Source organism: Salegentibacter profundi, from assembly GCF_054121475.1.
Genome location: NZ_JBSYGG010000002.1, coordinates 214349 through 235408, shown reverse-complemented (window position 1 = coordinate 235408; position 21060 = coordinate 214349). Strand labels below are relative to the sequence as shown.

Annotated in this window: 21 protein-coding genes and 1 tRNA gene; 12 read left to right on the top strand and 10 right to left on the bottom strand. The window is 35.8% G+C overall.

Translation table 11 applies throughout. The annotated features are described in order from the left end of the window. Positions 1 to 299 precede the first annotated feature (299 nt). Positions 300 to 740 carry a hypothetical protein gene (locus ACW6NC_RS03890; protein WP_457863877.1) on the top strand — a complete coding sequence of 147 codons (441 nt, stop codon included), beginning with the start codon at positions 300 to 302 and terminating at the stop codon, positions 738 to 740. A 165-nt stretch (positions 741 to 905) separates the two neighbouring features. Here the strand turns inward: ACW6NC_RS03890 and ACW6NC_RS03885 are convergent, their stop codons facing one another. Genes ACW6NC_RS03885 through ACW6NC_RS03875 form a run of 3 tightly spaced genes read right to left on the bottom strand, consistent with a single transcriptional unit; the run spans position 906 to position 3099 of the window. Continuing rightward, positions 906 to 1895, bottom strand: coding sequence for a ComEC/Rec2 family competence protein (locus ACW6NC_RS03885; RefSeq protein ID WP_457863876.1), 990 nt, complete (start codon positions 1893 to 1895; stop codon positions 906 to 908). Next, on the bottom strand, positions 1889 to 2416 hold the full coding sequence (locus ACW6NC_RS03880; protein WP_457863875.1) for a hypothetical protein: 528 nt from the start codon (positions 2414 to 2416) through the stop codon (positions 1889 to 1891). Before ACW6NC_RS03880 ends, ACW6NC_RS03885 begins: the two co-directional genes overlap by 7 nt. Beyond that, positions 2401 to 3099 carry a hypothetical protein gene (locus ACW6NC_RS03875; RefSeq protein ID WP_457863874.1) on the bottom strand — a complete coding sequence of 233 codons (699 nt, stop codon included), beginning with the start codon at positions 3097 to 3099 and terminating at the stop codon, positions 2401 to 2403. Before ACW6NC_RS03875 ends, ACW6NC_RS03880 begins: the two co-directional genes overlap by 16 nt. 374 nt (positions 3100 to 3473) lie before the next feature. Here ACW6NC_RS03875 and ACW6NC_RS03870 point away from each other — a divergent pair, with 374 nt between their 5' ends. The 8 genes from ACW6NC_RS03870 (at position 3474) to ACW6NC_RS03835 (ending at position 12846) form a co-directional block, all read left to right on the top strand. Beyond that, on the top strand, positions 3474 to 5039 hold the full coding sequence (locus ACW6NC_RS03870) for an N-6 DNA methylase (RefSeq protein WP_457863873.1): 1566 nt from the start codon (positions 3474 to 3476) through the stop codon (positions 5037 to 5039). Then, complete coding sequence (locus tag ACW6NC_RS03865) at positions 5029 to 6168, top strand: restriction endonuclease subunit S (protein ID WP_457863872.1); 1140 nt, start codon at positions 5029 to 5031, stop codon at positions 6166 to 6168. The genes ACW6NC_RS03870 and ACW6NC_RS03865 overlap by 11 nt, the downstream gene beginning before the upstream one ends. Next, the gene (locus ACW6NC_RS03860; protein ID WP_457863871.1) at positions 6158 to 7351 is read left to right on the top strand and encodes a toll/interleukin-1 receptor domain-containing protein; all 1194 of its coding nucleotides are present in this window, start codon (positions 6158 to 6160) and stop codon (positions 7349 to 7351) included. Before ACW6NC_RS03865 ends, ACW6NC_RS03860 begins: the two co-directional genes overlap by 11 nt. After that, positions 7333 to 7929, top strand: coding sequence for an SLOG domain-containing protein (locus ACW6NC_RS03855; RefSeq protein WP_457863870.1), 597 nt, complete (start codon positions 7333 to 7335; stop codon positions 7927 to 7929). Before ACW6NC_RS03860 ends, ACW6NC_RS03855 begins: the two co-directional genes overlap by 19 nt. Positions 7930 to 7934: 5 nt before the next feature. Continuing rightward, on the top strand, positions 7935 to 8636 hold the full coding sequence (locus ACW6NC_RS03850; protein ID WP_457863869.1) for a TIR domain-containing protein: 702 nt from the start codon (positions 7935 to 7937) through the stop codon (positions 8634 to 8636). 61 nt (positions 8637 to 8697) lie between these two features. Further along, a complete protein-coding gene (locus ACW6NC_RS03845) occupies positions 8698 to 9222 on the top strand; it encodes a TIR domain-containing protein (protein ID WP_457863868.1) in 525 nt (174 codons plus the stop codon). 152 nt (positions 9223 to 9374) lie between these two features. Continuing rightward, entirely contained in the window at positions 9375 to 9635 is a 261-nt protein-coding gene (locus ACW6NC_RS03840) for a DUF1016 N-terminal domain-containing protein (protein WP_457863866.1), read from the top strand. Positions 9636 to 9699: 64 nt separating this feature from the next. Further along, positions 9700 to 12846 (top strand): type I restriction endonuclease subunit R, encoded by a 3147-nt coding sequence (locus ACW6NC_RS03835; protein WP_457863865.1) that lies wholly within the window; start codon positions 9700 to 9702, stop codon positions 12844 to 12846. Between the two features lie 94 nt (positions 12847 to 12940). On the opposite strand, the gene ACW6NC_RS03830 is transcribed toward ACW6NC_RS03835, so the two are convergent. Then, a complete protein-coding gene (locus ACW6NC_RS03830) occupies positions 12941 to 13243 on the bottom strand; it encodes a hypothetical protein (RefSeq protein WP_034892311.1) in 303 nt (100 codons plus the stop codon). A gap of 89 nt (positions 13244 to 13332) precedes the next feature. On the opposite strand from ACW6NC_RS03830, the gene ACW6NC_RS03825 reads away from it, so the two are divergent. Beyond that, on the top strand, positions 13333 to 13995 hold the full coding sequence (locus ACW6NC_RS03825) for a DUF6904 family protein (RefSeq protein WP_034892314.1): 663 nt from the start codon (positions 13333 to 13335) through the stop codon (positions 13993 to 13995). An 882-nt stretch (positions 13996 to 14877) separates the two neighbouring features. On the opposite strand, the gene ACW6NC_RS03820 is transcribed toward ACW6NC_RS03825, so the two are convergent. Beyond that, positions 14878 to 14951: transfer RNA gene (locus ACW6NC_RS03820), tRNA-Met, on the bottom strand. Positions 14952 to 15132: 181 nt separating this feature from the next. On the opposite strand from ACW6NC_RS03820, the gene ACW6NC_RS03815 reads away from it, so the two are divergent. Then, on the top strand, positions 15133 to 15519 hold the full coding sequence (locus ACW6NC_RS03815; protein WP_457863864.1) for an START-like domain-containing protein: 387 nt from the start codon (positions 15133 to 15135) through the stop codon (positions 15517 to 15519). Positions 15520 to 15602: 83 nt separating this feature from the next. Next, positions 15603 to 16448, top strand: coding sequence for an aminotransferase class IV (locus ACW6NC_RS03810; RefSeq protein ID WP_457863863.1), 846 nt, complete (start codon positions 15603 to 15605; stop codon positions 16446 to 16448). Here ACW6NC_RS03810 and ACW6NC_RS03805 read toward each other — a convergent pair. The 5 genes from ACW6NC_RS03805 to ACW6NC_RS03785 form a co-directional block, all read right to left on the bottom strand. Further along, positions 16445 to 17005: a YqgE/AlgH family protein gene (locus ACW6NC_RS03805; protein WP_457863862.1), complete on the bottom strand. Its 561-nt coding sequence runs from the start codon at positions 17003 to 17005 to the stop codon at positions 16445 to 16447. The genes ACW6NC_RS03810 and ACW6NC_RS03805 overlap by 4 nt on opposite strands. A gap of 121 nt (positions 17006 to 17126) precedes the next feature. Then, positions 17127 to 17399 (bottom strand): HU family DNA-binding protein, encoded by a 273-nt coding sequence (locus ACW6NC_RS03800; RefSeq protein ID WP_006990442.1) that lies wholly within the window; start codon positions 17397 to 17399, stop codon positions 17127 to 17129. Between the two features lie 185 nt (positions 17400 to 17584). Further along, positions 17585 to 18532, bottom strand: coding sequence for a methionyl-tRNA formyltransferase (gene fmt, locus ACW6NC_RS03795; protein WP_457863860.1), 948 nt, complete (start codon positions 18530 to 18532; stop codon positions 17585 to 17587). Then, on the bottom strand, positions 18532 to 20433 hold the full coding sequence (locus ACW6NC_RS03790; protein WP_457863859.1) for a RecQ family ATP-dependent DNA helicase: 1902 nt from the start codon (positions 20431 to 20433) through the stop codon (positions 18532 to 18534). Before ACW6NC_RS03790 ends, fmt begins: the two co-directional genes overlap by 1 nt. Before the next feature lie 5 nt (positions 20434 to 20438). Beyond that, positions 20439 to 20978, bottom strand: coding sequence for an AAA family ATPase (locus ACW6NC_RS03785; RefSeq protein ID WP_457863858.1), 540 nt, complete (start codon positions 20976 to 20978; stop codon positions 20439 to 20441). Between the last annotated feature and the right edge of the window lie 82 nt (positions 20979 to 21060).

Below are 21060 nucleotides of genomic sequence, written 5' to 3'. Positions count from 1 at the left end.
ACAACATTGTATAAACGCAATAGCGGTTTCAGTATAAACTCGAACCGTTTTTGTGTTTAATTAAGTATATTGCTAAATCGAAAACCAGGTGCGTAAAATCCGCTACTGCGTTTATACGTTACCGTTGTAGCGCATTTTTCAGACAAAAATTTTAACTTAAGTAAAGTAAAATACCAAATCAATATTTCCAATTTATAAGAAAACTGATTTAATATTGATTCCCGATTGACTAATTTGAAAAAGGACGCAACCATTTAATATTTTATCGTCTATAGAATAGAACCTATTATCAATTCATTATGAAACAGATTAAAATTTTAATGGTAATTCTTTTTTTAATTACTAGTTGTAATAAAAATGATGATGAAACTATTGAGTGTGCAGAACCTGAAAATTGTGAAAAATGTATTATCATAGATAATGCTTTATATCATCAGACAAGTACAGACAATTATACAATTCAGAACGTAAGCATAAATCAAGATTGTCTAGAAATTCAATTCGGATCTTCCGGATGCGATGGAAACAGCTGGGAAATTGATTTAATAGATTTAGACGGTATATCTGAGACAGCTGTCCCACAAAGAGATCTAAAATTAAAATTGATAAATATAGAGGATTGTGAGGCTTATATCACTCGAACTATTTCTTTTAATCTCAAACCGCTACGATTGTCAAATTATGATGCTATTAATTTGAAGATTGCGGACTATGAGGATTTAATAAGATATGAGTACTAAAAAACGCGCAACAACATCGGTTAACGGCCAATATGCGGTATTCAACCAATATCGATATCTTAGAACTCCAAACAACAAAACTATAAGCCGACAACCCCGCGTGCTAAATTCCGCACACTGGCGTTAACCGTAACCGTTATGTGCAATGGTTTTATAGATGTTGAATTATAATAACTCGATTTCAGAGTTCGTCAGCTTAAAAGTTTTATCGCCAGACCCTAAATCTTGTGGTATTTCCTCACTAAACACATCTAATAAACTATTCACTTTTATAGTTTTTTCACTAGTTAAAAGTACGGTATTAAAATCTGTCCTTTTTAATTCATAATTAGCTTGTCCATTGAAAAAATCAATCACTTCTTTAGAAGGGTGTTTATATCTATTCTTTCCAACAGAAATTACAACAGGTGTTATTGGAAACCGCCTTCTCATACCCCAAAACGGTTTATCTAAATTCCCTTTAGACCCATGATGTGGTATTTGAGCCAATATAATTTTATCCTTACCTAATCTACCTCCGTTCTTTTTACCTATCCTACGAAGTGCACCAGTCTCTACGTCTGAAGTTAGTAAAACATTCAGCTGTCCATTGGAAATTTTTAAAATTGTGGACAACCAATTTGCATTTGGATGACTAACCGTCTCCTCATCAAAAGGATATTTTTCTCCATTTATATACTTAGCTATTTCTCTTGATGAAGGGGAGAGAATCTCCATTAGGAATTCATCACTCAACTTTATTTTCACATCCGGATTATCGTCAATCGCATAAACACTCAAAAAGTCTTCCTCAACTAAATCATTTAATAATTTAAATAATTCGTATAATTTATTTTTTTCCTCAATACTTCTAGTAGCAGCTTTTAAAAAATCGGGAGAAGTTTGTGCGGTATGAAGAAATCTTCGAATTTGGATATTCTGAGCTTTACAATAATTAAGTAATTCAACGTAACCAGAAAAATGATCCAAATGAGGATGAGAAAGAATCATGAAATCAATATTCTTATATCCCTTCTCTATTATATGTTCTAAAACAGGATTACTTCCTAAGTGTGTATTACAATCAATAGTTGCAATTTTATCTAAACCATTTTCATTCCATTCGAGCAATATGGAATCTCCCTGTCCGACATTTTTAAAGGTGATTTTTACCACTTAGTAAGCTTAGAATCTAAATTTTTGCCTTTCAATGAGTCCCATTGATTATTAATTTCAAAAACCTTTAAATTCACTATTCCTTCACCTGAATAAACATCGATACGGATGGCACCTGGCTTTAATCTCGTCTTTATTAAAACAGGCTTGTTTTTATCTATGTGAGATAAATTTTTAAATAAGCTAATTGGAAACTTTCTACTCTGAATAACATTTTTTTCTAGGTCTATTAGACAATCAACATAAACCTCATTCTCATCAAAACTTAGAATTTTGCCTTGAACATTTTCGTTAACTTCCCAATTTTCATTTAAAATAGTTTCCTTACCCCTTAAGAAATTTTTCAAAAAAGAACCAGAATCTTCAGAGGAATATTCATATAGCTTTGTTAAAGAAACTTGATCAAGTTCTTCATTTTCACTAGAGGTTTTCAAAAAATGATCTTTTTCCTTCTCCTTTTCAAGATTGGGAAAATTGAAGGTAGAAAAACCTAACTTCTTAAATTCTATAACATCTTCCATGATCTTTCAAAAGTTTTATTTGAGGATTTCGTCAATTTTACAAAATCATCAAATGTTATATTACTAGTAGAATATCCATGCTTATACTCTAACATTATTCCTAAAAATTCAGTTTCATCCAGAGTCTCATAATTTAAAGGTCTGATAGCCCTTCTAGTCAAATCTACTGTACCCAAATATGGACCTAGTGAAACTGTTGTTTCATGTTCTGATCCACGATCTACAAGAGTAATAGCTAAGTCATTAGACGTATCTAAAATACTTTGAGTTTCAGAATTTAAATATTTATCTGAGAATTTCGAAAATATTTCATCCTTTTCTATTTTAAACTCTTTTATATAAGTTGCAGCAAAAAGGGCATTTTTAATTGAACCAAATTCTTCTAGATCTTTTAATCTATCTAGTATCGCCAAAAAAGGAATTTGAATTGGAGAATTTTTAGATAAATAAGGATTTAAACTATTCTGTCCTTTAATAAGAATTCTATCCCAACTAACAATTATTAAATAATCTTCCTCTTCAAAATTCAATATTATTCTTTCTTCAACAGTATTTTGATTTTCAATTTTAATACTTTGAGAAAGCCTAACATAAGGCGCTACAATTTTTCTAGCTATTTGAGAAAAATTTAAAATATGATCATAACGGACTTCAAATTGAAATACCGGAACTACTTGACTCATACAAAACTGATTAAGAGTAGGAGCTCAAATATACGTTAATTAAATTAATAGCAATAGATAGTTTTAATATACAACATAATTTTAGTATAAACCACAGCACCCAACAAAGACGGCTCATCGCAAATAACGGGCAGTTTTCTGAAAATTGTTATTTTAGAGATCAAGTATTAAACCACTAATCCCGCAAATCTGTTTCCCTACTCCGCCCACTGTCGATAGTGTGCCGAGCAAGCAATGACCGGCCTTCAAGTGCTCATTAGGTTTCAACCTTTAGAATCCTTTAACATTAGAAAGATTTTTCCTAAATTGCTGCGGCTTCTTTCCCTACTTCATGAAGCTAATAAATAATTACTTGTTATACCCGAATCTTAATAATGGCCAAAAAGAAAATAACCAAAGAAAAATCAATTGAAGAAAGTTTATGGGATGCAGCCAATAAGTTGCGTGGCTCCATTGAACCTTCAGAATACAAACACGTGGTACTGGGACTTATCTTCCTGAAATTTGCTAGCGATAAATTTGAGGTGCGCCGTAAGGAACTTATTGCTGAAGGAAAAGAAAAGTATCTTGAAATGAAAGACTTCTACAATATGAAGAACGTCTTCTTTTTGGCTGAAACTTCCCGTTGGAACTACCTGATTAAAAATGCGAAGCAGGACGATATTGCCTTGAAGATCGATACCGCCTTAAACCAGATCGAAAAGAACAATCCTTCTCTAAAAGGAGCTTTGCCCGATAATTATTTTTCCCGCTTGGGACTTGACAAAAGTAAATTAGCGGCTCTTTTAGATACCATCAATAAAATAGACACCCAAAAGGACAAATCCCAGGATATTGTAGGGCGTGTATATGAATATTTCTTATCCAAATTCGCCTTGGCGGAAGGAAAAGGAAAGGGAGAGTTTTACACGCCAAAAAGTATTGTAAACCTTATTGCAGAAATGATTGAACCCTATAAAGGGATTATTTATGACCCGGCTTGTGGCTCTGGTGGTATGTTTGTGCAGTCTATCAAGTTTATTGAAAGCCACCACGGCAGCAAACGGGAAATTTCTATTTACGGCCAGGAATACACAAATACTACTTACAAACTGGCCAAAATGAACCTGGCCATTCGGGGAATATCGGCAAACCTGGGGGATAAAGCTGCCGATACGTTTAGCAACGACCAGCATAAAGATTTAAAAGCCGACTATATTATGGCCAACCCTCCATTTAATCAAAAAGATTGGCGCGGGCCGCAGGAATTAATCGATGATCCTCGCTGGCAGGGCTATGAAGTGCCTCCAAAAAGTAATGCCAACTATGGTTGGATCTTAAATATGGTTTCCAAATTATCAGATGATGGGGTTGCCGGGTTTATTCTGGCCAATGGTGCCTTATCCGGGGGTGGTGAAGAATATAAAATCAGGAGAAAGCTGGTGGAGAATAACCTGGTGGAAGCTATTGTAATTTTACCAAGGAATATGTTTTATACGACGGACATAAGTGTAACCGTTTGGATCCTGAATAAGAATAAAACCGCGCATACCCGTTCTATGGGCGATGAGGAACGCCATTACCGTGACCGGCAGGAAGAAGTATTGTTTATTGATTTAAGACGTTGGGGAAGTGAGTATGAAAAAAAATTTATTGAACTAACATCTAATGATATAGAAAAAGTAGCCCAGAACTATCACAATTGGCAACAGTCAGATTGTGAAACCACTTACAAGAACGTTCCTGAATATTGCCAATCGGTACATTTTGACACTATAGTAGAAAACGATTTCTCTTTAGTACCCAGTAAATACATTGAGTTTGTAGATGGCGATAGTAGTATTGACTTCGATACCGAAATGAAACGTATTCAAGGAAAATTTAAAAAATTATTGGAAGAAGAAAAACAAAGTCAGGAACAACTCATAAACGCCTTTAAAACCTTAGGATATGAGTTATAAACCCATAGGGAAATACATACAACAGGTAGATAATCGCAATAAGGATTTAGCAATAACCAATTTATTGGGTATAAACATTACTAAGAATTTTATGCCATCTGTAGCCAATGTTTCGGGTACAGACTTATCAAAATATAAAATTATTCAAAAAGGACAATTTGCATATTCTGCAATGCAGGTTGGCAGAGACGAAACCATTAGAATAGCACTTTATACAGATGACAAACCTGCTATTATTTCACCGGCCTATTCTGTAATTAAAGTAATTGATGAAAATGAATTACTCCCTGAGTATATGATGATGTGGTTTCAAAGACCAGAATCTGACAGGTATGGTTGGTTTATTAGTGATAGTAGTGTTAGGGCAAGTCTCGATTACGAACGTCTTTGTGAGATAGAAATTCCTATGCCCCATATAAATGAGCAACGTAAATATGTAGATCTTTATAATGGACTGCTAGGCAACCAAAATACCTACGAAAACAGTTTAGAAGATTTACAATTAATTTGCAATACCTACATTGAAGATTTGATAAAAACCCAAGAAAACAAATTTTTGGGTAAATATATTCAGCAATCAGACGAACGTAATACAAATCTAAAAATTGATTTTCTACAAGGTGTTTCAACTTCAAAAGTCCTGATTGAAACTAAAGCAAACACTACTGGTGTCAATTTTTGTAATTACAAAGTTGTTAGAAATAGGCAATTTGTTTATGTACCTGACACTTCCCGAAGAGGTGATAAAATTGCATTAGCAATGAATAACTCGAAAGACTGTATTGTATCAGGAATTTATACTGTATTTGAGGTCATAGATAAAACTGTTTTACTCCCTGAATATTTGTATTTATTCTTAAAACGAAGTGAGTTTGATCGTTATGCCCGCTTTAATTCTTGGGGCAGTGCCAGAGAAACATTTGATTGGGATGAAATGTGCAGGGTAAAACTTCCTATCCCCGATATTAAAATACAAGAAGCTATTGTTACCATTTACCGTACTTTAGAAACTCGAAAACACATCAACGAGCAGTTAAAAAAAAGTATTAAGCCGCTTTGCCCTGTGCTCATGAAAGGTGTTGTAGAAGGATTGGAAACTAATAAAAAAGAGTTAAGCTATGAACTATAAATATCAGCTAATTATTCTAGGTTCAGATGTGCCAGAAAAGCATCAAATTTTGACCAAAACAATAGAGAAAATTAAAGATTTAGGATTACCTCAATCGATTATTAAAATTATTGAAGCTGATAAAATAGCTGAAGATTATTTGGGAAACCAACCAGCATTTGCCTTGTATTTTGGAAACAGAGAGGGAAATCACCAACATTTAAAAATAACAGATAAGTTATTAAAAGATGGAACAATGATCTTGCCTATTTTCTTTGGAAACCCAGATGATCATGCTTTTTCGAAGGAAATACCTTCCATTTTATCTAATCAGAATGGGTTACAATTTAAAAATATTGAAATAGATAGAATTGCAAATATAATTTTAGAGTCTTTTGAACTTTTAAGAAATTCAAGAAGAATATTTATTAGTTATAGAAGAAATGAATCCACTTCCATAGCAATTCAGTTATACGAAGCCCTTGAATTATATAACTATGATGTTTTTCTAGACACGCACTCCATCGGCAAAAGTGAACCTTTTCAAGATGAACTATGGCATAGAATGACAGATTGTGATGTAATTGTTCTTCTTAATACACCTAATTTTTTAGAAAGTCATTGGTGTAAAGAAGAATTTGCTGAGGCTGGAACAAAACAAATTGGATTAGTTCAACTAGTTTGGCCAAATCATGAAATTAAGGATATTGATTCCGGATCTCACATTAGTTATCCTATTAAATTAAAGGAATCTGATTTTATTGACAATGTTTATAACAATAAAGATAAGTCAAAGTTAGTTGAGGTTCTTGTTGAGGAAGTAATTCAAAAGGTAGAGTCTGTTCGTGCTAGAAATCTAGCTTCACGGCAAGATAATTTAATAACAGATTTTAGAAATATTGCTCAAGAATGCGGTCGAAAAGTGAATGTACAGCCTGAAAAATTTTTATCTGAAATTTTACCATCAGGAAAAAAAATCATTTATATCCCAACAATTGGTATTCCTAAATCCACAAGTTGTCAATCTGCTGAAATTCGACACGAAATAGAAGTTAACAAAAATACTTCTATACGCTTAATTTATGATGATTTAAGAATACGTGATAAGTGGTTGAAACACCTAGATTGGTTAAATAATAACTTCAAAAAGGATATAAAGACATTGAAAAAACAAAATTTTAAATCATGGCTACAAAAAGCATAAAAAATATTTTTCTTTCTGCAAGTGTTCCTCTGCCTGAAAGAGATCCGGTATATGTTGAAACAGCTGACATAATTGCCATTCGAGATGCAGTCATTGCATTAACAACAGTAGTACTTCCATATCATCGCATTATTTGGGGAGGTCATCCCTCAATAACTCCTCTGATTTATTATGTATTGGAAAAACTGGATATGAATATTCAAGAACACGTCAAACTATATCAATCATTATGGTTTAAAGATTTATTTCCGCCAGATAATAACAGATTTGAAAATGTAGTGTACACTGAAAAAAAAGATAACACTCCTTTAAGTATTAAGCTAATGAGAGAAAGAATGTTTTCAGAAAATGAATTTTCTGCCGCTGTTTTCATTGGTGGTATGAATGGGATTAAAGATGAATATGAAATGTTTACAGAGTACCATCCCAATGCACTACTAATACCAGTAGCAAGTACTGGAGGTGCAACTAAAATTGTTTATGACACTCTTCTTCCTGAAAATCTCAAAAATACAAGATTTGAAAAAGATTATGGATATATGTCTCTATTTCAAAAATTTTTAATGGATAAGATTTAAACATTATGGGTAAGAATGTATTTGTATCTTATAAATATGGGGATACTAAGGTTTCTAATTTAAACAAAAAAGAACTTGGAATTAATATTTATGGAGATATTGATGTTGTACCAAGATCTACAAGAGTACGAGATTATGTTGATGAGCTCCAAGGTATTCTAAGGGAAGAAGATAATATCAATTTAGGGGAAAAAGACGGTGAAAGTTTAGCAGAGTTTAAAAATTCAACAATAAGAACTTCTCTAAAAAAGAAAATCTTTAGAAGCAGTATTACAATTGTACTAATTTCAAAGGGGATGATTGATAATTTTAAATATGAAAAGGACCAATGGATTCCTTGGGAAATTTCATATTCTTTGAGACAAATTGTAAGAGCTAATGGAACTAGTAGAGCCAATGCAATATTAGGAGTTGTACTTCCTGACGAAACTAATAGTTATGATTGGTATTTTTCATATGATTCTGAATGTAACTGTACAAATCATAATACGTCTCTCTTATTTAAGATAATCAGGGATAATATGTTCAATGAGAAGCAACCAAGGAGGAGTATTTGCAATGGAAATTATGTTTATTCTGGTGATTACTCTTATATCAAAAATGTAACCTGGGATAATTTTAAAGAAAAACCTAATTACTTTCTTAATAAATCAATTGAAATAAGAGACAATATTAAAGACTATGACATTCATATAAATTTAGACTGAAATGAGTTTTATTACTGAATCACAAATTAAAAATCAAAGTAGGTCATCAAAGTCTTACTTTATGACCCTCAACGAAAGTTTAAATAGTTTTAAAGGTGAAAGTGCTCTTTTTAGAACTAAAATTTTTCTTTCCCATAAGCATGACGAAAGAGAGTATTTAGAGGGTGCTATTTCTTTTTTAAAATCATATAACGTTGATGTTTATGTGGATTGGTTAGACGATGGAATGCCTAAAACTACCTCGGGTAAGACAGCCGATAGGATAAAACAGAAAATTAGTGACAATCATAAATTCATTCTTTTAGCTACGGAAGGAGCTATAAACTCAAAATGGTGCAATTGGGAGTTAGGTCTTGGGGATGCAGCTAAGTATATTGATCATATTGCAATTTTACCTATTAAAAGAGACTATTCGGATTTTTCTGGAGGTGAATATTTAGAAATATATCCTTACATATATAATATTGAATACTATCAGCTCTTTAAAGGGCAATACAGATCAGCAGGTACATATGTTATTTTTCCTTCTATTAATGGTCGGGATAAAGTAGTTCCAATTAAAGAATGGCTAAGTGATAAAAATTAAAACTGGTAATATCTGATATGTCGGAAACCACCAACCTTATAGCATATAAACGTGAACTTTCCAAAGGTGTGGAAAGAAGATTAAGATTAAGATGAAAAAGGATAAGCCAAGAAATTTTTGATTCGCTTTCTATAGCTAATGATAAATACAAGATGAATAAAAACAGCCTAAATAATAAGCAGGTAAAGGAGTTAAGTAAGCTTATAGAACAGGGAAAACATCAAATCGCGGTACAGGTAAACAGTACCATGACTTTGGTGTTTTGGGAAGTAGGCAAACGCATAAATGAAGAAGTCCTGCAAAATGAACGGGCAGATTATGGTAAAAACATTGTGACAACGGTGTCGTCACAATTGAAAAAGCATTACGGGAATAGCTTTGGACATCTAATAAAAAAACCGGAACAAAAATAAATACTGCGATGGTCGCAGCGCGGGAACGTATAGCACAGAAAAAATTACAATAAACCCGGCAGGAATGAATAAAAAGTTTACCGAAGCACAACTGGAAAGCGTTTTTGGCACGCAGCTGGAACAGGAAGGTTACAAGCATCAGTTAGGAGGTACCATATCCCGAAAGGAAGATGAAGTGCTCCTTGAAAGTGACCTTCGGGAATTTTTGATGGCAAAGTACCGGGAAAACGGGATCACCAAAAATGAAGTGGAATCCATTATTCTCAGGCTCAAAACCCTTCCGGCTTCAGACCTCTATGAAAGCAACAAAGAGTTTATGCAAATGCTTTCTGATGGTTTTGCGTTAAAGCGGGAAGACCGTTCCCAAAAAGATATCTGGATCTATTTAGTTGATTATTCAGCCGAGAACCGCAACACTTATAAATTCGTCAATCAGCTGGAAATTACCGGAACCCAGAAACGTATTCCTGACGGGATACTTTATATCAACGGAATTCCGGTAGTTGTTTTCGAATTCAAAACCGCCATTCAGGAAAACACCACCATTTATGACGCCTATGTTCAGCTGACCGTCCGCTACGAGAGGGACATACCGGAACTTTTTAAGTATAACGCGTTTTGCGTGATCAGCGATGGGGTAAATACCAAAGCAGGTTCCTTTTTTGCCCCTTACGAATTCTTCTATGCCTGGCGCAGAATCGCAGGGCTGGCAAAAGACGTTGATGGCATTGACAGCATGTTCACCCTAATTCAGGGAATGTTGCATCAAAACAGGCTGCGGGACATTATTAAAAACTTTATCTATATACCAGACAGCTCAAAAAAGGATGAAAAAATAGTCTGCCGCTATCCTCAATACTATGCGGCACGTGCTCTATTTGAAAATATTCAGAAAGCTCAAAAACCAGCCGGAAACGGGAAAGGAGGCACCTACTTTGGAGCCACCGGTTCCGGTAAAAGTTTTACCATGCTTTTCCTGACCCGGCTTTTAATGAAAAGTGATCACTTTGAAAGCCCCACTATAATTTTAATTACAGATCGAACCGATTTAGATGATCAGCTTGCAGGACAGTTTACCAATGCGAAAAACTTTATTGGCGATGATGCTATCGCAAGTGTGGAAAGCCGTGCAGATCTACGCAAGCGAATACGAGGAAGGGAAAGCGGTGGTGTGTTCCTTACCACTATTCATAAATTTACAGAAGACACAGAATTGCTTAGCAATAGAAGCAATGTGATTTGTATATCTGATGAAGCTCACCGGAGCCAGACCAATCTTGACCAAAAAATTAAAGTTACTGAAAAAGGCGTAAAGAAAACTTTCGGCTTTGCCAAGTACCTTCACGATTCTCTACCGAATGCCACGTTTGTAGGCTTTACCGGAACGCCAATAGATGCTACTTTAGATGTATTTGGAAAAGTAGTAGATGAATACACCATGACGGAATCGGTAAAAGATGAGATTACCGTTCGCATTGTTTATGAAGGAAGGTCAGCCAGAGTGGCCCTTGAAAACCGGGAGCTGCAAAAAATTGAGGACTATTATCGTGTTGCTGAGGAAGAAGGTGCCAATGAGTACCAGGTGGAAGAGAGTAAAAAGCAATCGGCCAATATGAACGCCATTCTGGGTGACCCTGATCGTTTGCAGGCCATAGCAGAAGATTTCGTCCAGCATTATGAGAAAAGGCTGAAGGAAGGCGCTACCGTAAAAGGAAAGGCCATTTTTGTAAGTAGTAGCCGGGAGATAGCTTACGAGCTTTATAAGAACATCATCGAACTAAGACCGGAATGGGCAAAGGTGAGAAAAGCAGAAGAAGGGGCCGAATTAACCGAAAAGGACAGGAAGGAGCTTAAGCCTATGGAGCGGATAAAGATGATTATGACAAGAGGCAAAGACGATCCCAAAGTGCTATATGATTTATTAGGAACAAAAGAATATCGTAAGGAATTAGACCGTCAATTTAAAAATGAAAAATCAAATTTTAAAATCGCTATCGTTGTCGATATGTGGCTTACTGGTTTTGATGTTCCATTTTTAGATAGTATTTACATTGATAAACCTATTCAGCAGCATAATCTTATTCAGACAATTTCCAGGGTGAACCGAAAGTTCCAGGGCAAAAACAAAGGTCTGGTGGTAGATTATATTGGTATCAAAAAGCAAATGAATTTAGCACTGGCCAAATATAACACAGGAGAGCAGCAAAATTTTGAGGATATTGAAAGGTCCCTGAAGATAGTGCGGGACCACCTGGATCTACTGGCCAGGATGTTTCACAAATTTGACAGTAATGATTATTTCCAGGGAGATGCTTTAAGCCAACTGAACAACCTAAACAAAGCCGTTGAATACGTCCAACAAACCAAAGAGCAGGAAACGCGCTTTATGAATTTGGTGAAACGCCTGAAAGCTGCCTATGATATTTGTGTGGGAAGTGAAAAGTTAACCCAAAAAGAACGCGATTATACTCATTTTTACCTGGCTGTAAAATCTATAGTTTTTAAGCTCACCAAGGGAACTGCTCCGGATACCGCCCAGATGAACGCCAAAGTAAGGGAAATGATCAAAAATGCTTTAGCAAGTGAAGGCGTGGAGGAGATCTTTAAAATGGGCGATCAAACCAACAGCCAGCAGGATATATTTGATGAGGATTACCTGGCAAAGATCGATAAGATCAAACTGCCTAATACCAAGATCAAACTTCTACAGCAATTACTGGCCAGGGCCATTGATGAGATAAAGAAGGTGAACAAGGTAAAAGGAGTTGATTTTTCCAAAAAAATGGAAGGCCTTGTTTCCCGGTACAATGAACGGAAAGGAGATGTGTTACGGAGTGAAGTCTATGAAGAAATGGCGGAACAGCTTACCGATCTTATTTGGCAGGTACAAAAAGAGTTTTCGGCCGGGGAAATGCTGGGAATTGATTTTGAGGAAAAAGCTTTCTACGACATTTTAAAAGAACTATGTATAAAGTATGACTTTCAATATCCGGAAGATAAGCTTATCGAGCTTTCGAAAGCAGTAAAGGATTTGGTGGATGAACAGGCAAAATTCCCGGACTGGAGCAAAAGAAACGACATTAAATCTGCTTTAAAAGTCGGGCTTATCCTATTACTCGATGAGCACGGTTATCCCCCGGTGGAACGAGACGAGGTCTATGAAGAAATCTTTGAACAGGCTGAAAATTTTAAGAAGAATAGACCAGCCTAGAGGAATTCCTAAATTTTAAGGCCTGGCACTAACGGTGTAAATATTTAACCGCTTAAATAGTAAAAATACGTTATAAAAAGTTTTTGAATTTGTATTACTTTGGCTTTCGATAAGACCATTCAGGGAATGGTTCATAAATTTTAAGTTTTTCCATGAACCTCTCCAGGTTATTATATATGTACCCAAGATCTTCATTATCGTATAAATATTCTTCAATATCTGAATCCCAAAAAAAATCACGAAGAATCGCTATCTTTCTCAAAAATGGCATTCTTGATCCCCTTTCAAGATGTTCGAGTAAAACTAATTGACGGTGTAATTCAAGTAATTTGTCAATGACCTCTTTCCTGAATTCATCGTGAAATTGTACTTCTTTAAATGCTCCCTGCTCTTCCATAATTATTGAAAATTTGGTGATTACTAAATATACTACATTGATTTAAATGGTGATATTTGAAAAAGAATACATAATTAGAATACTTTTTTATGCTTCAAAGTAACCCAACCAGGAAAGGGACAGGAATAGAATTATGGGGTGATTACGGTGACTTAACAAGCCTGTATGAAACGATTCACAAAATAGGAGAGCGTTTAAATGAATATAAGAAAGAAGAGAAGGGACAATCAGATATAATAATGGGCTTTGCTTATGAGGTTCGAAAGACTTTCCAGCATTCCAGGTTGAAAGAAAATTTTGTTTTTGATTCGGAGAATAAGGTTGAATATTTAGGCTTTAGATACCTATGGACAGACTTACTTTATTTGATTTCTGTTCTTCGTTACAATGCAGGTTATGTAGTGTTGGATGCCCTGGATCAGGCGAACCTTTATATCCTCGAATTTAATTGTAAGAAAGCCTTATTTGATTATGATCCCCAGGGCGCACAACGAATTCAAAACTTTATAGGTCAAAAAATTGACATACATAATGACCTGGTTTTTTTAGTGCTCCAGGCTATTAATATAGAATATTTGAGCAAGACCCCGGGAAAAAGAAGATTTCGGGGACTACCAGATTTATTAATTGCATATTCCCAATTTTCGCCAGCCTATAAGATGTGGAAGTCTGATATGGAAAGTAGTGCTAAGGCTTTAAAATGTGAAGTGCACGAAATAAGTTATGATAATTACCCTGAAATAGTTTGGTAATGGAAAAAAGCAGCTCATCAGAAAGATTTGATTTTTGAAAATCTACAAACTATCTAAAGCTGCTTTTTTAAACCTTAAACCGTCGCGTAAGGAACTGCAATCCAAAGTCGCATTTAAGGCTTATATAATAAGTCTTATACCATCACTAGGGAAATACCATTGGAGGCTGAATATAAGACTTAAAATTTTAACTGCCGCTCCAAACAAAAAAGGCATCAGTGTAAAATCTTCTTTTTTGGAGGTAATTTAATCCTCGTTTAGAAAAAGGAGCGGCTTGGAGGCTTTCACCTCCGCGCCACATAAATTTAAGCCCGCACTTAACACGGGACTTAACTGTAGATTAATATCAGATAGCGCCGTCCTTATCAGCCGAAAGTTGCCCCCGTCATCTGCCAGGTGTTGGCCACTCCTTAACCGCTATCTTCAACTTAGGATAAATATAATAATTTTACTAAATAGTTTATATATGTTTTTTAGTGGATAAGAAAAAAGAGAAGAAGATATTATTCAGCCTGCCATAATTAAAATCTTACCTTTTTGATTTTAGAAAAATGTGCTTAGAAGTAGGAGAATTTACCGTTGCATGGTGGGGGAGTGGGAAATAATGATCTTGGGTATATTCAATAACGACTATAGGTTACATCGCGAAACTGTTTGGTGGTACAAGTTTTCTCCTGGTAAACCCATAGTTATATTGAAAAAGATTGCCTTCTAAATTAGATTTTCCAGAATAAACCTAAAATTCAGTTTCAATTGCTATCAGTTGGTAATATTTCAAATGACTCCTAATGAATTATTGAAAATAGATCAAATTCTGTACTTATTCTGTACTAGGTACAAAAATAAAAAGCCTCACATCTCTGTGAAGCCTTGTTATTACTGTAGCGAGACCGAGATTTGAACTCGGGACCTCCGGGTTATGAATCCGACGCTCTAACCACCTGAGCTACCTCGCCGTTAACTTGTAATCTGCCTGATGGCGTGCCTTTCCAGGATATTGACTGCCCGTAAATGCGGGTGCAAATATAAAAACAATTTGGGTTGCCACAAACATTATTTTCTAAAATATTTATTTTGTTTTCTTTTTATCTTTCCAATTAATATCTATATTGCCCGAACTAACTAATAAATCTTAAAATGGAAGAAAAGATCAAGTACGAAATGGAATTCCCCATACACGCTTCTCCTTCTCTATTATATCAGTACATTTCCACACCATCGGGCCTAAGTGAATGGTATGCCGATAATGTTAACTCACGTGGTGAGGTTTTTACCTTTATCTGGGAAGGAAGTGAAGAAAAGGCTAAGCTCGTAAGTAAAAAAAGTGATGAACGCGTGAAGTTCAAATGGTTGGATGATGAGGATACTCCATATTTTTTCGAGATCAGGATTCAAGTGGATGATATCACTAAAGATGTTTCAATAATGATTACCGATTTTGCTGAAGAAGATGAAATTGATGAAGGAAAAATGCTTTGGGACAATATGATTTCCGATTTAAAACAGGTACTTGGATCAGTTTAATATTCAAGGGATAAATATTACCTTTGCCCCCGCTTATAGCGGGGGCATTTTTATATGGTCCTTTATCATTAATTCAAGGCTTTATGATTAATCAAAACGGAAACCTGGTAGAAGACCAGAATGCAAAAATTTCAATATTCAATCGTGGACTTGCTTATGGAGATTCAGTTTTTGAAACCATTCGAGTCATAAACGGACAGGTGATGTTTTGGGAAGATCATTATTTTAGATTAATGGCTTCTATGAGAATTATGCGGATGGAAATCCCTGCTAATTTTTCACCTGAGTTTCTTGAAGAACGCATTAAAGAACTCATAGAAGCAAATGAACTTAAAGATTCCCCGGCGAGAATCAGGTTTACCGTTTTTCGAAAAGAAGGAGGGTTTTATCGCCCTACCACCAGAGAGATCGATTATATTATTACCACTTCACCATTGAAGGATGCTTTCTATCTTCTCAATGAAGAAGATTATGAAATTGAACTTTTCAAGGATCATTTTATTACTAGCGGACTGCTTTCCACTATAAAATCCAACAACCGGGCGGTAAATGTTTTAGGAAGTATTTTTGCCGGAGAAAACGACTATAATAATTGTCTTCTGCTCAATGAAAAGAAGAGTGTAGTGGAAGCTTTAAATGGAAATATATTTGTTGTAAAGGACCAAACGATTAAAACTCCGCCATTGGCTGATGGAGCCTTAAATGGAATTACACGTAAAAAACTCCTGGAAGTTATAAAAGAACTACCAGACTATAGCCTGGAGGAAACATCAGTCTCTCCTTTCGAACTTCAGAAAGCCGATGAATTATTTATTACCAATGTGGTGGTGGGTATACAACCAATTACTAAATACCGTAAGAAAAGTTTTGATAATCGAGTTGCCCGTGACTTGCTTTCAAAGCTTAACGTGAAAGCGCGGCTGGGTTAGTTGTAAGTAGGATTCTCAGGAGCGTTGGACCATAAAAGGTAATCTCCACCAAGTTGCATCATTTTATCCTTCCAGAAGGAGGTATATGGTCTCTCAATGACTTCAGAGGCATGTTCATTGGTAGTTATGATCCAGGAGTGCGAGTTAAGTTCTTCATTAAGTTGTTCTGCCTCCCATCCTGAATACCCGAGGAAAAATCGGATTTGTTTTTCTGAAATTTTACCTTTTCCTATAAGTTCTATTACTACATCAAAATCTCCACCCCAATAGATCCCATTAGCTATTTCAACACTTTCCGGAATTAATTCTGGTACTTTATGAATAAAGTATAGGTTATCCTGTTCTACAGGTCCACCATTATAAATTTTAAAATTAGAATCTAATTCGGGGATAAGATCTTTTAGGTTGAAATCCAGAATTTTATTCAGGATAAAACCAACGGAACCTTTATCAGAATGATCTGCAAGTAATACTACAGAGCGATTAAATGCGACATCTCCAATGATAGAAGGTTCTGCTACTAAAAGATGGCCTTTGGTTGGTTTTAAAGCTATCATAACAGGATCTTTTTATCTAAGCTACCATTTATTTGAAAAAAATCAAATAATTAAACAAAATTTTTACATAAAAAAAGCCTTCCTAGAGGAAGGCTTCCTAATTTCGTACTAATACAATTTATTAGTTCACAGCTTTTTGCAGGTCAGCTCCGGCCTTAAATTTTACTACATTTTTAGCAGCAATTTTGATCGTTTTTCCGGTTTGTGGATTTCTTCCTTCACGAGCAGCTCTTTTAGAAACTGACCAGGAGCCAAATCCAACTAGAGACACACGGTCTCCTTTTTTAAGGGACTTCTCAACATTTTCCAGGAAAGATTCCAAGGCTTTTTTTGCTGCTGCTTTAGAGATTCCAGCATTTTCAGCCATTGCATCGATTAAATCTGTTTTGTTCATAATTTGAATTTTAAATAAATTGTTGGTTAAACATTCTGTTAAATTGCTCTACAAATTTATATGGAATTCTTTCCCGTGCAAGTAATAACAAGGGAAAAGCCCTTTATTGTTAATAACTTTAACCTTTTGTTAATAAAGTTGTGTAAGTTTTATTGATTTTTTGCTCCTTCAGTGGTGATAAGGGTTTACAAGAATTTTGCATCCTCAGAGAAATTAAATCCGTTTAAAAGATCCTTTACCTGCATTTTTCGTTTTCCCGGAAGCTGGATCTGCTCGATGATTAGAAACCCGTTTTGAAGGGCTACTTTCAATTTTTTCTTCTCCATAACAATTTTTCCCGCGGGATAGTTATGTTCAGTGGTTTCCTTATGGCAATCAAAGATTTTTACTTTTAGTTCCTCTCCATTATTTTTTAGAATACCCCAGGCTGCTGGATATGGATTCAGACCTCGTATGTGATTGTAGACTTTTTCCAGTCCTAAAGTCCAGTCTATCTTAGTATTTTCTCTTGTTAATTTGGGAGCGGCTCTTAAATTGGAGTGCCTTGGTTGAGGGCTGGGATGCACCTTTCCCTGTTCAATTTGCTGAAGGGTTTGATTAATTAATTTTGCACCTGTATGCATAAGCTTGTCGTGGAGTTCACCCAGAGTCTGATCTGGAGCGATTTCAACTTCCTTCTGAAGAATCATATCACCGGTATCTATTTTATCATCTAAAAAGAAAGTGGAGACTCCAGTAGTTCTTTCCCCGTTGATTATTGCCCAATTAATAGGTGCGGCGCCACGATATTGTGGCAGCAGGGAAGCGTGCAGATTAAAGGTGCCCATTTTGGGCATTGCCCAAACCACCTTTGGAAGCATTCGGAAAGCCACAACGACTTGAACATCGGCCTGCAAGGCTTTTAGATCCTCTAAAAAGTCTTCCGATTTTAGATTTGATGGTTGTAAAACTTTTAAATTGTTTTCTACTGCGAATTTTTTAACAGGACTTTCCTGAAGTTTACGTCCACGGCCTGCGGGTTTGTCTGGGGCAGTAACCACTCCGACAACATTATATCCGTTTTTTAAAATTTCTTCAAGGCAATATACCGCAAACTGTGGAGTGCCCATAAAAACTAATTTCAGGTCTTTCATCAATCTATTATTTTGTAAGCGTTTGTTTTAGTTCGATAAATTCTTCCTTTTTCAACCAAAAGCCCTAAAACCTTCAAAATATGTGCTTGTGGGTAATTTAGCGCATGGGAAATATCATTTATAGTGCTTTCTTTATCTTTTAGTACCGGCATAAGATCTCTATAGATTTCATTCATTTCAGTGCTGGTTAAAGCTTTTTGCGGCCTGGTACATACGGAACATACACCACAATTATCAACATTTTTTTCACCAAAATATTCCAATAATTGTCGGCTACGACAAACTTTATCATTTTCGATGTAGTCCAGAACGGCCTGGATATTAGCTTCTTTGCTTTTTTTCTGAGCCTTTATGTAACTGGAAAAAGGATGAATGGTAGTATCGTCCTCCCGCGGCATCCAAAAGGTAATATTGGCATCGTGTTTGGCATGAGAAAAATCTGCGATTCCTTGTTGTTGGAGTTCCTCCAGAAGTCCAAGCGCATCTTTTGCCTGAATTCCGGTTTTTTCGGAAATGGTTGTGAGGTTAATTCCTGTATTGTTTTCCAGGATTCCTCCATAGGTTCTAAGGATTGTTTTTGCCAAAAGATCGTATTTGGGATTTTCTTTCAAAAAATACTGTAATTGATTACCCGTTACGATAAACTGAAGGTTTGTTTTTTTCTGAAACTGTTCCGAAAGCTTGAGAATCCCACAACGATCCAGTAACTGAAGGGACTGGTAGGTTTTTATCGTTTTTAATTGATAATGCTGGCAAAATTCTCGGAAATTGAAATCATGAGTTGTATTTTCTCCTTCCCCATAGGCAATTCTGAAATAAGAATTCAATTTCCTATATACCAATTTAATGTCTGCAACATCGGGGATTCCTGCCAGAAATTGTTTTTTTAAAACCGGGATATCACTGGTGTGAGTGATAATGGTGGCAACAGCGGGTTTTTCATCCCGTCCTGCCCGTCCTGCCTCTTGGAAATAACTCTCTATGGATTCAGGAAGATTCAGATGAATGACCTGTCGTACATCGGGTTTGTCTATTCCCATACCAAAGGCTGTGGTGGCCACGATAATATTGCTGTTATTGGCGAACCAATCCTTTAACTTTTTTTGTTTCTCCTCAAATTTCAACCCGCCGTGAAAGGCTTCTGCTTTGTAATTATTTTTTTTTAGGAAATCACTTATCTCCAGGGTAGCTTTCCGACTTCTCACATAGATAATGGCTGATTCTTCCCGCTTATCTAAGAGCTTTATCAAGTCACGGGTTTTAGATTCTGTATTTAAAACATTGTAAGCCAGGTTTTTTCTAAGGAAAGATTGCTTAAAGACCTCCGGTTCATTTAAATCGAGTTGACTTATCATATCCTGGACTACCTTTGAGGTGGCAGTGGCTGTAAGGCCTATTAAAGGTACATCGGGTTTAAGGACTTTAAGTAAATTCACATTTCGGTAAGCAGGTCTGAAATCGTGGCCCCACTGAGAAATACAGTGCGCCTCATCCACGGCGATGAGATTAACGTTCATTCGTTTAATGCGTTGTTGCACTAATTCCTGTTGAAGTCTTTCCGGTGAAAGGTATAAAAACTTATAATTTCCGTAAATGCAATTGTCCAGTGCGGTATCCAGATCCTGAAAAGAAATTCCCCCGGTAAGGGCCATGGCCTTTATCCCCTTATTTTTTAATGCATTCACCTGGTCCTGCATTAGCGCTATTAAGGGGGAGACTACAATACAAATTCCTTCACGATAGAGTGCCGGGACCTGAAAGCAAACAGATTTTCCACCACCAGTCGGCAAAAGGGCAATAACATCCTTTCCTTTTAAGACGGCTTCAATTATTGGCCACTGCTTAGGCCTGAAGGATTTATGTCCCCAGTATTTTTCTAATATGTGTGTGGCTTGCTGCACGAATGTTAATCATCGATTGACTTTAAAATAAATTCCATCCGCTCTATTACAGGAGCTTTTGGCACCTCTATAGGAGTATAACCTAAGCTTTTATATGTCTGCAGGAGGTACCTGGATATACGCCTGGATTCGTTAAATGATTCATATCGTTCATTATCACTCACGTAGATCTCCGGCCATGGAGGTAAGATAAATATTTTATCGTAGATGTGGTTATTACAGGCTTCAATAAATTCCGGGGTATACGCTGTATTAAAATATTCCATATAGGCGAGCACATCGGGAATTCCACGGTCGATAAATACCGTTGAAGCTGGGAGCATGTCAGCTTCCTTATGCTGGACAATTCGCCCCGCCAGTAGTTTTTCACTAAACAGCAAAGGCTTATCCAGAAAAAGCTGGTCTATGCCTTGTTTTTGGGCTTCAAGGGTAACCTGCCTGGAAATCTCATGTAAACATTCGTGGCCCTTGGCCTCTAAGGTTCTGATGATGGATGATTTACCGGTACCCGGTCCTCCGGTAATTACAATTTTTTTTGTTTTCACCCTGCGAATTTCGTCATTTGTATCCGATTATAAAAATGTTCGCAAACTATGTATCTTTGCAATTATAAATGAAGAAAGAAAA

Bases quoted from the DNA above. Each gene is read 5' to 3' on its own strand.
- ACW6NC_RS03850 (WP_457863869.1), top strand. From the start codon at position 7,935: ATGGGTAAGAATGTATTTGTATCTTATAAATATGGGGATACTAAGGTT.
- ACW6NC_RS03860 (WP_457863871.1), top strand. From the start codon at position 6,158: ATGAACTATAAATATCAGCTAATTATTCTAGGTTCAGATGTGCCAGAA.
- ACW6NC_RS03800 (WP_006990442.1), bottom strand. From the start codon at position 17,399: ATGAACAAAACAGATTTAATCGATGCAATGGCTGAAAATGCTGGAATC.
- ACW6NC_RS03870 (WP_457863873.1), top strand. From the start codon at position 3,474: ATGGCCAAAAAGAAAATAACCAAAGAAAAATCAATTGAAGAAAGTTTA.
- ACW6NC_RS03825 (WP_034892314.1), top strand. From the start codon at position 13,333: ATGCTTCAAAGTAACCCAACCAGGAAAGGGACAGGAATAGAATTATGG.
- ACW6NC_RS03880 (WP_457863875.1), bottom strand. From the start codon at position 2,416: ATGGAAGATGTTATAGAATTTAAGAAGTTAGGTTTTTCTACCTTCAAT.
- ACW6NC_RS03835 (WP_457863865.1), top strand. From the start codon at position 9,700: ATGAATAAAAAGTTTACCGAAGCACAACTGGAAAGCGTTTTTGGCACG.
- ACW6NC_RS03840 (WP_457863866.1), top strand. From the start codon at position 9,375: ATGAATAAAAACAGCCTAAATAATAAGCAGGTAAAGGAGTTAAGTAAG.
- ACW6NC_RS03865 (WP_457863872.1), top strand. From the start codon at position 5,029: ATGAGTTATAAACCCATAGGGAAATACATACAACAGGTAGATAATCGC.
- ACW6NC_RS03845 (WP_457863868.1), top strand. From the start codon at position 8,698: ATGACCCTCAACGAAAGTTTAAATAGTTTTAAAGGTGAAAGTGCTCTT.
- fmt (WP_457863860.1), bottom strand. From the start codon at position 18,532: ATGAAAGACCTGAAATTAGTTTTTATGGGCACTCCACAGTTTGCGGTA.
- ACW6NC_RS03805 (WP_457863862.1), bottom strand. From the start codon at position 17,005: ATGATAGCTTTAAAACCAACCAAAGGCCATCTTTTAGTAGCAGAACCT.
- ACW6NC_RS03875 (WP_457863874.1), bottom strand. From the start codon at position 3,099: ATGAGTCAAGTAGTTCCGGTATTTCAATTTGAAGTCCGTTATGATCAT.
- ACW6NC_RS03855 (WP_457863870.1), top strand. From the start codon at position 7,333: ATGGCTACAAAAAGCATAAAAAATATTTTTCTTTCTGCAAGTGTTCCT.
- ACW6NC_RS03830 (WP_034892311.1), bottom strand. From the start codon at position 13,243: ATGGAAGAGCAGGGAGCATTTAAAGAAGTACAATTTCACGATGAATTC.
- ACW6NC_RS03815 (WP_457863864.1), top strand. From the start codon at position 15,133: ATGGAAGAAAAGATCAAGTACGAAATGGAATTCCCCATACACGCTTCT.
- ACW6NC_RS03890 (WP_457863877.1), top strand. From the start codon at position 300: ATGAAACAGATTAAAATTTTAATGGTAATTCTTTTTTTAATTACTAGT.
- ACW6NC_RS03810 (WP_457863863.1), top strand. From the start codon at position 15,603: ATGATTAATCAAAACGGAAACCTGGTAGAAGACCAGAATGCAAAAATT.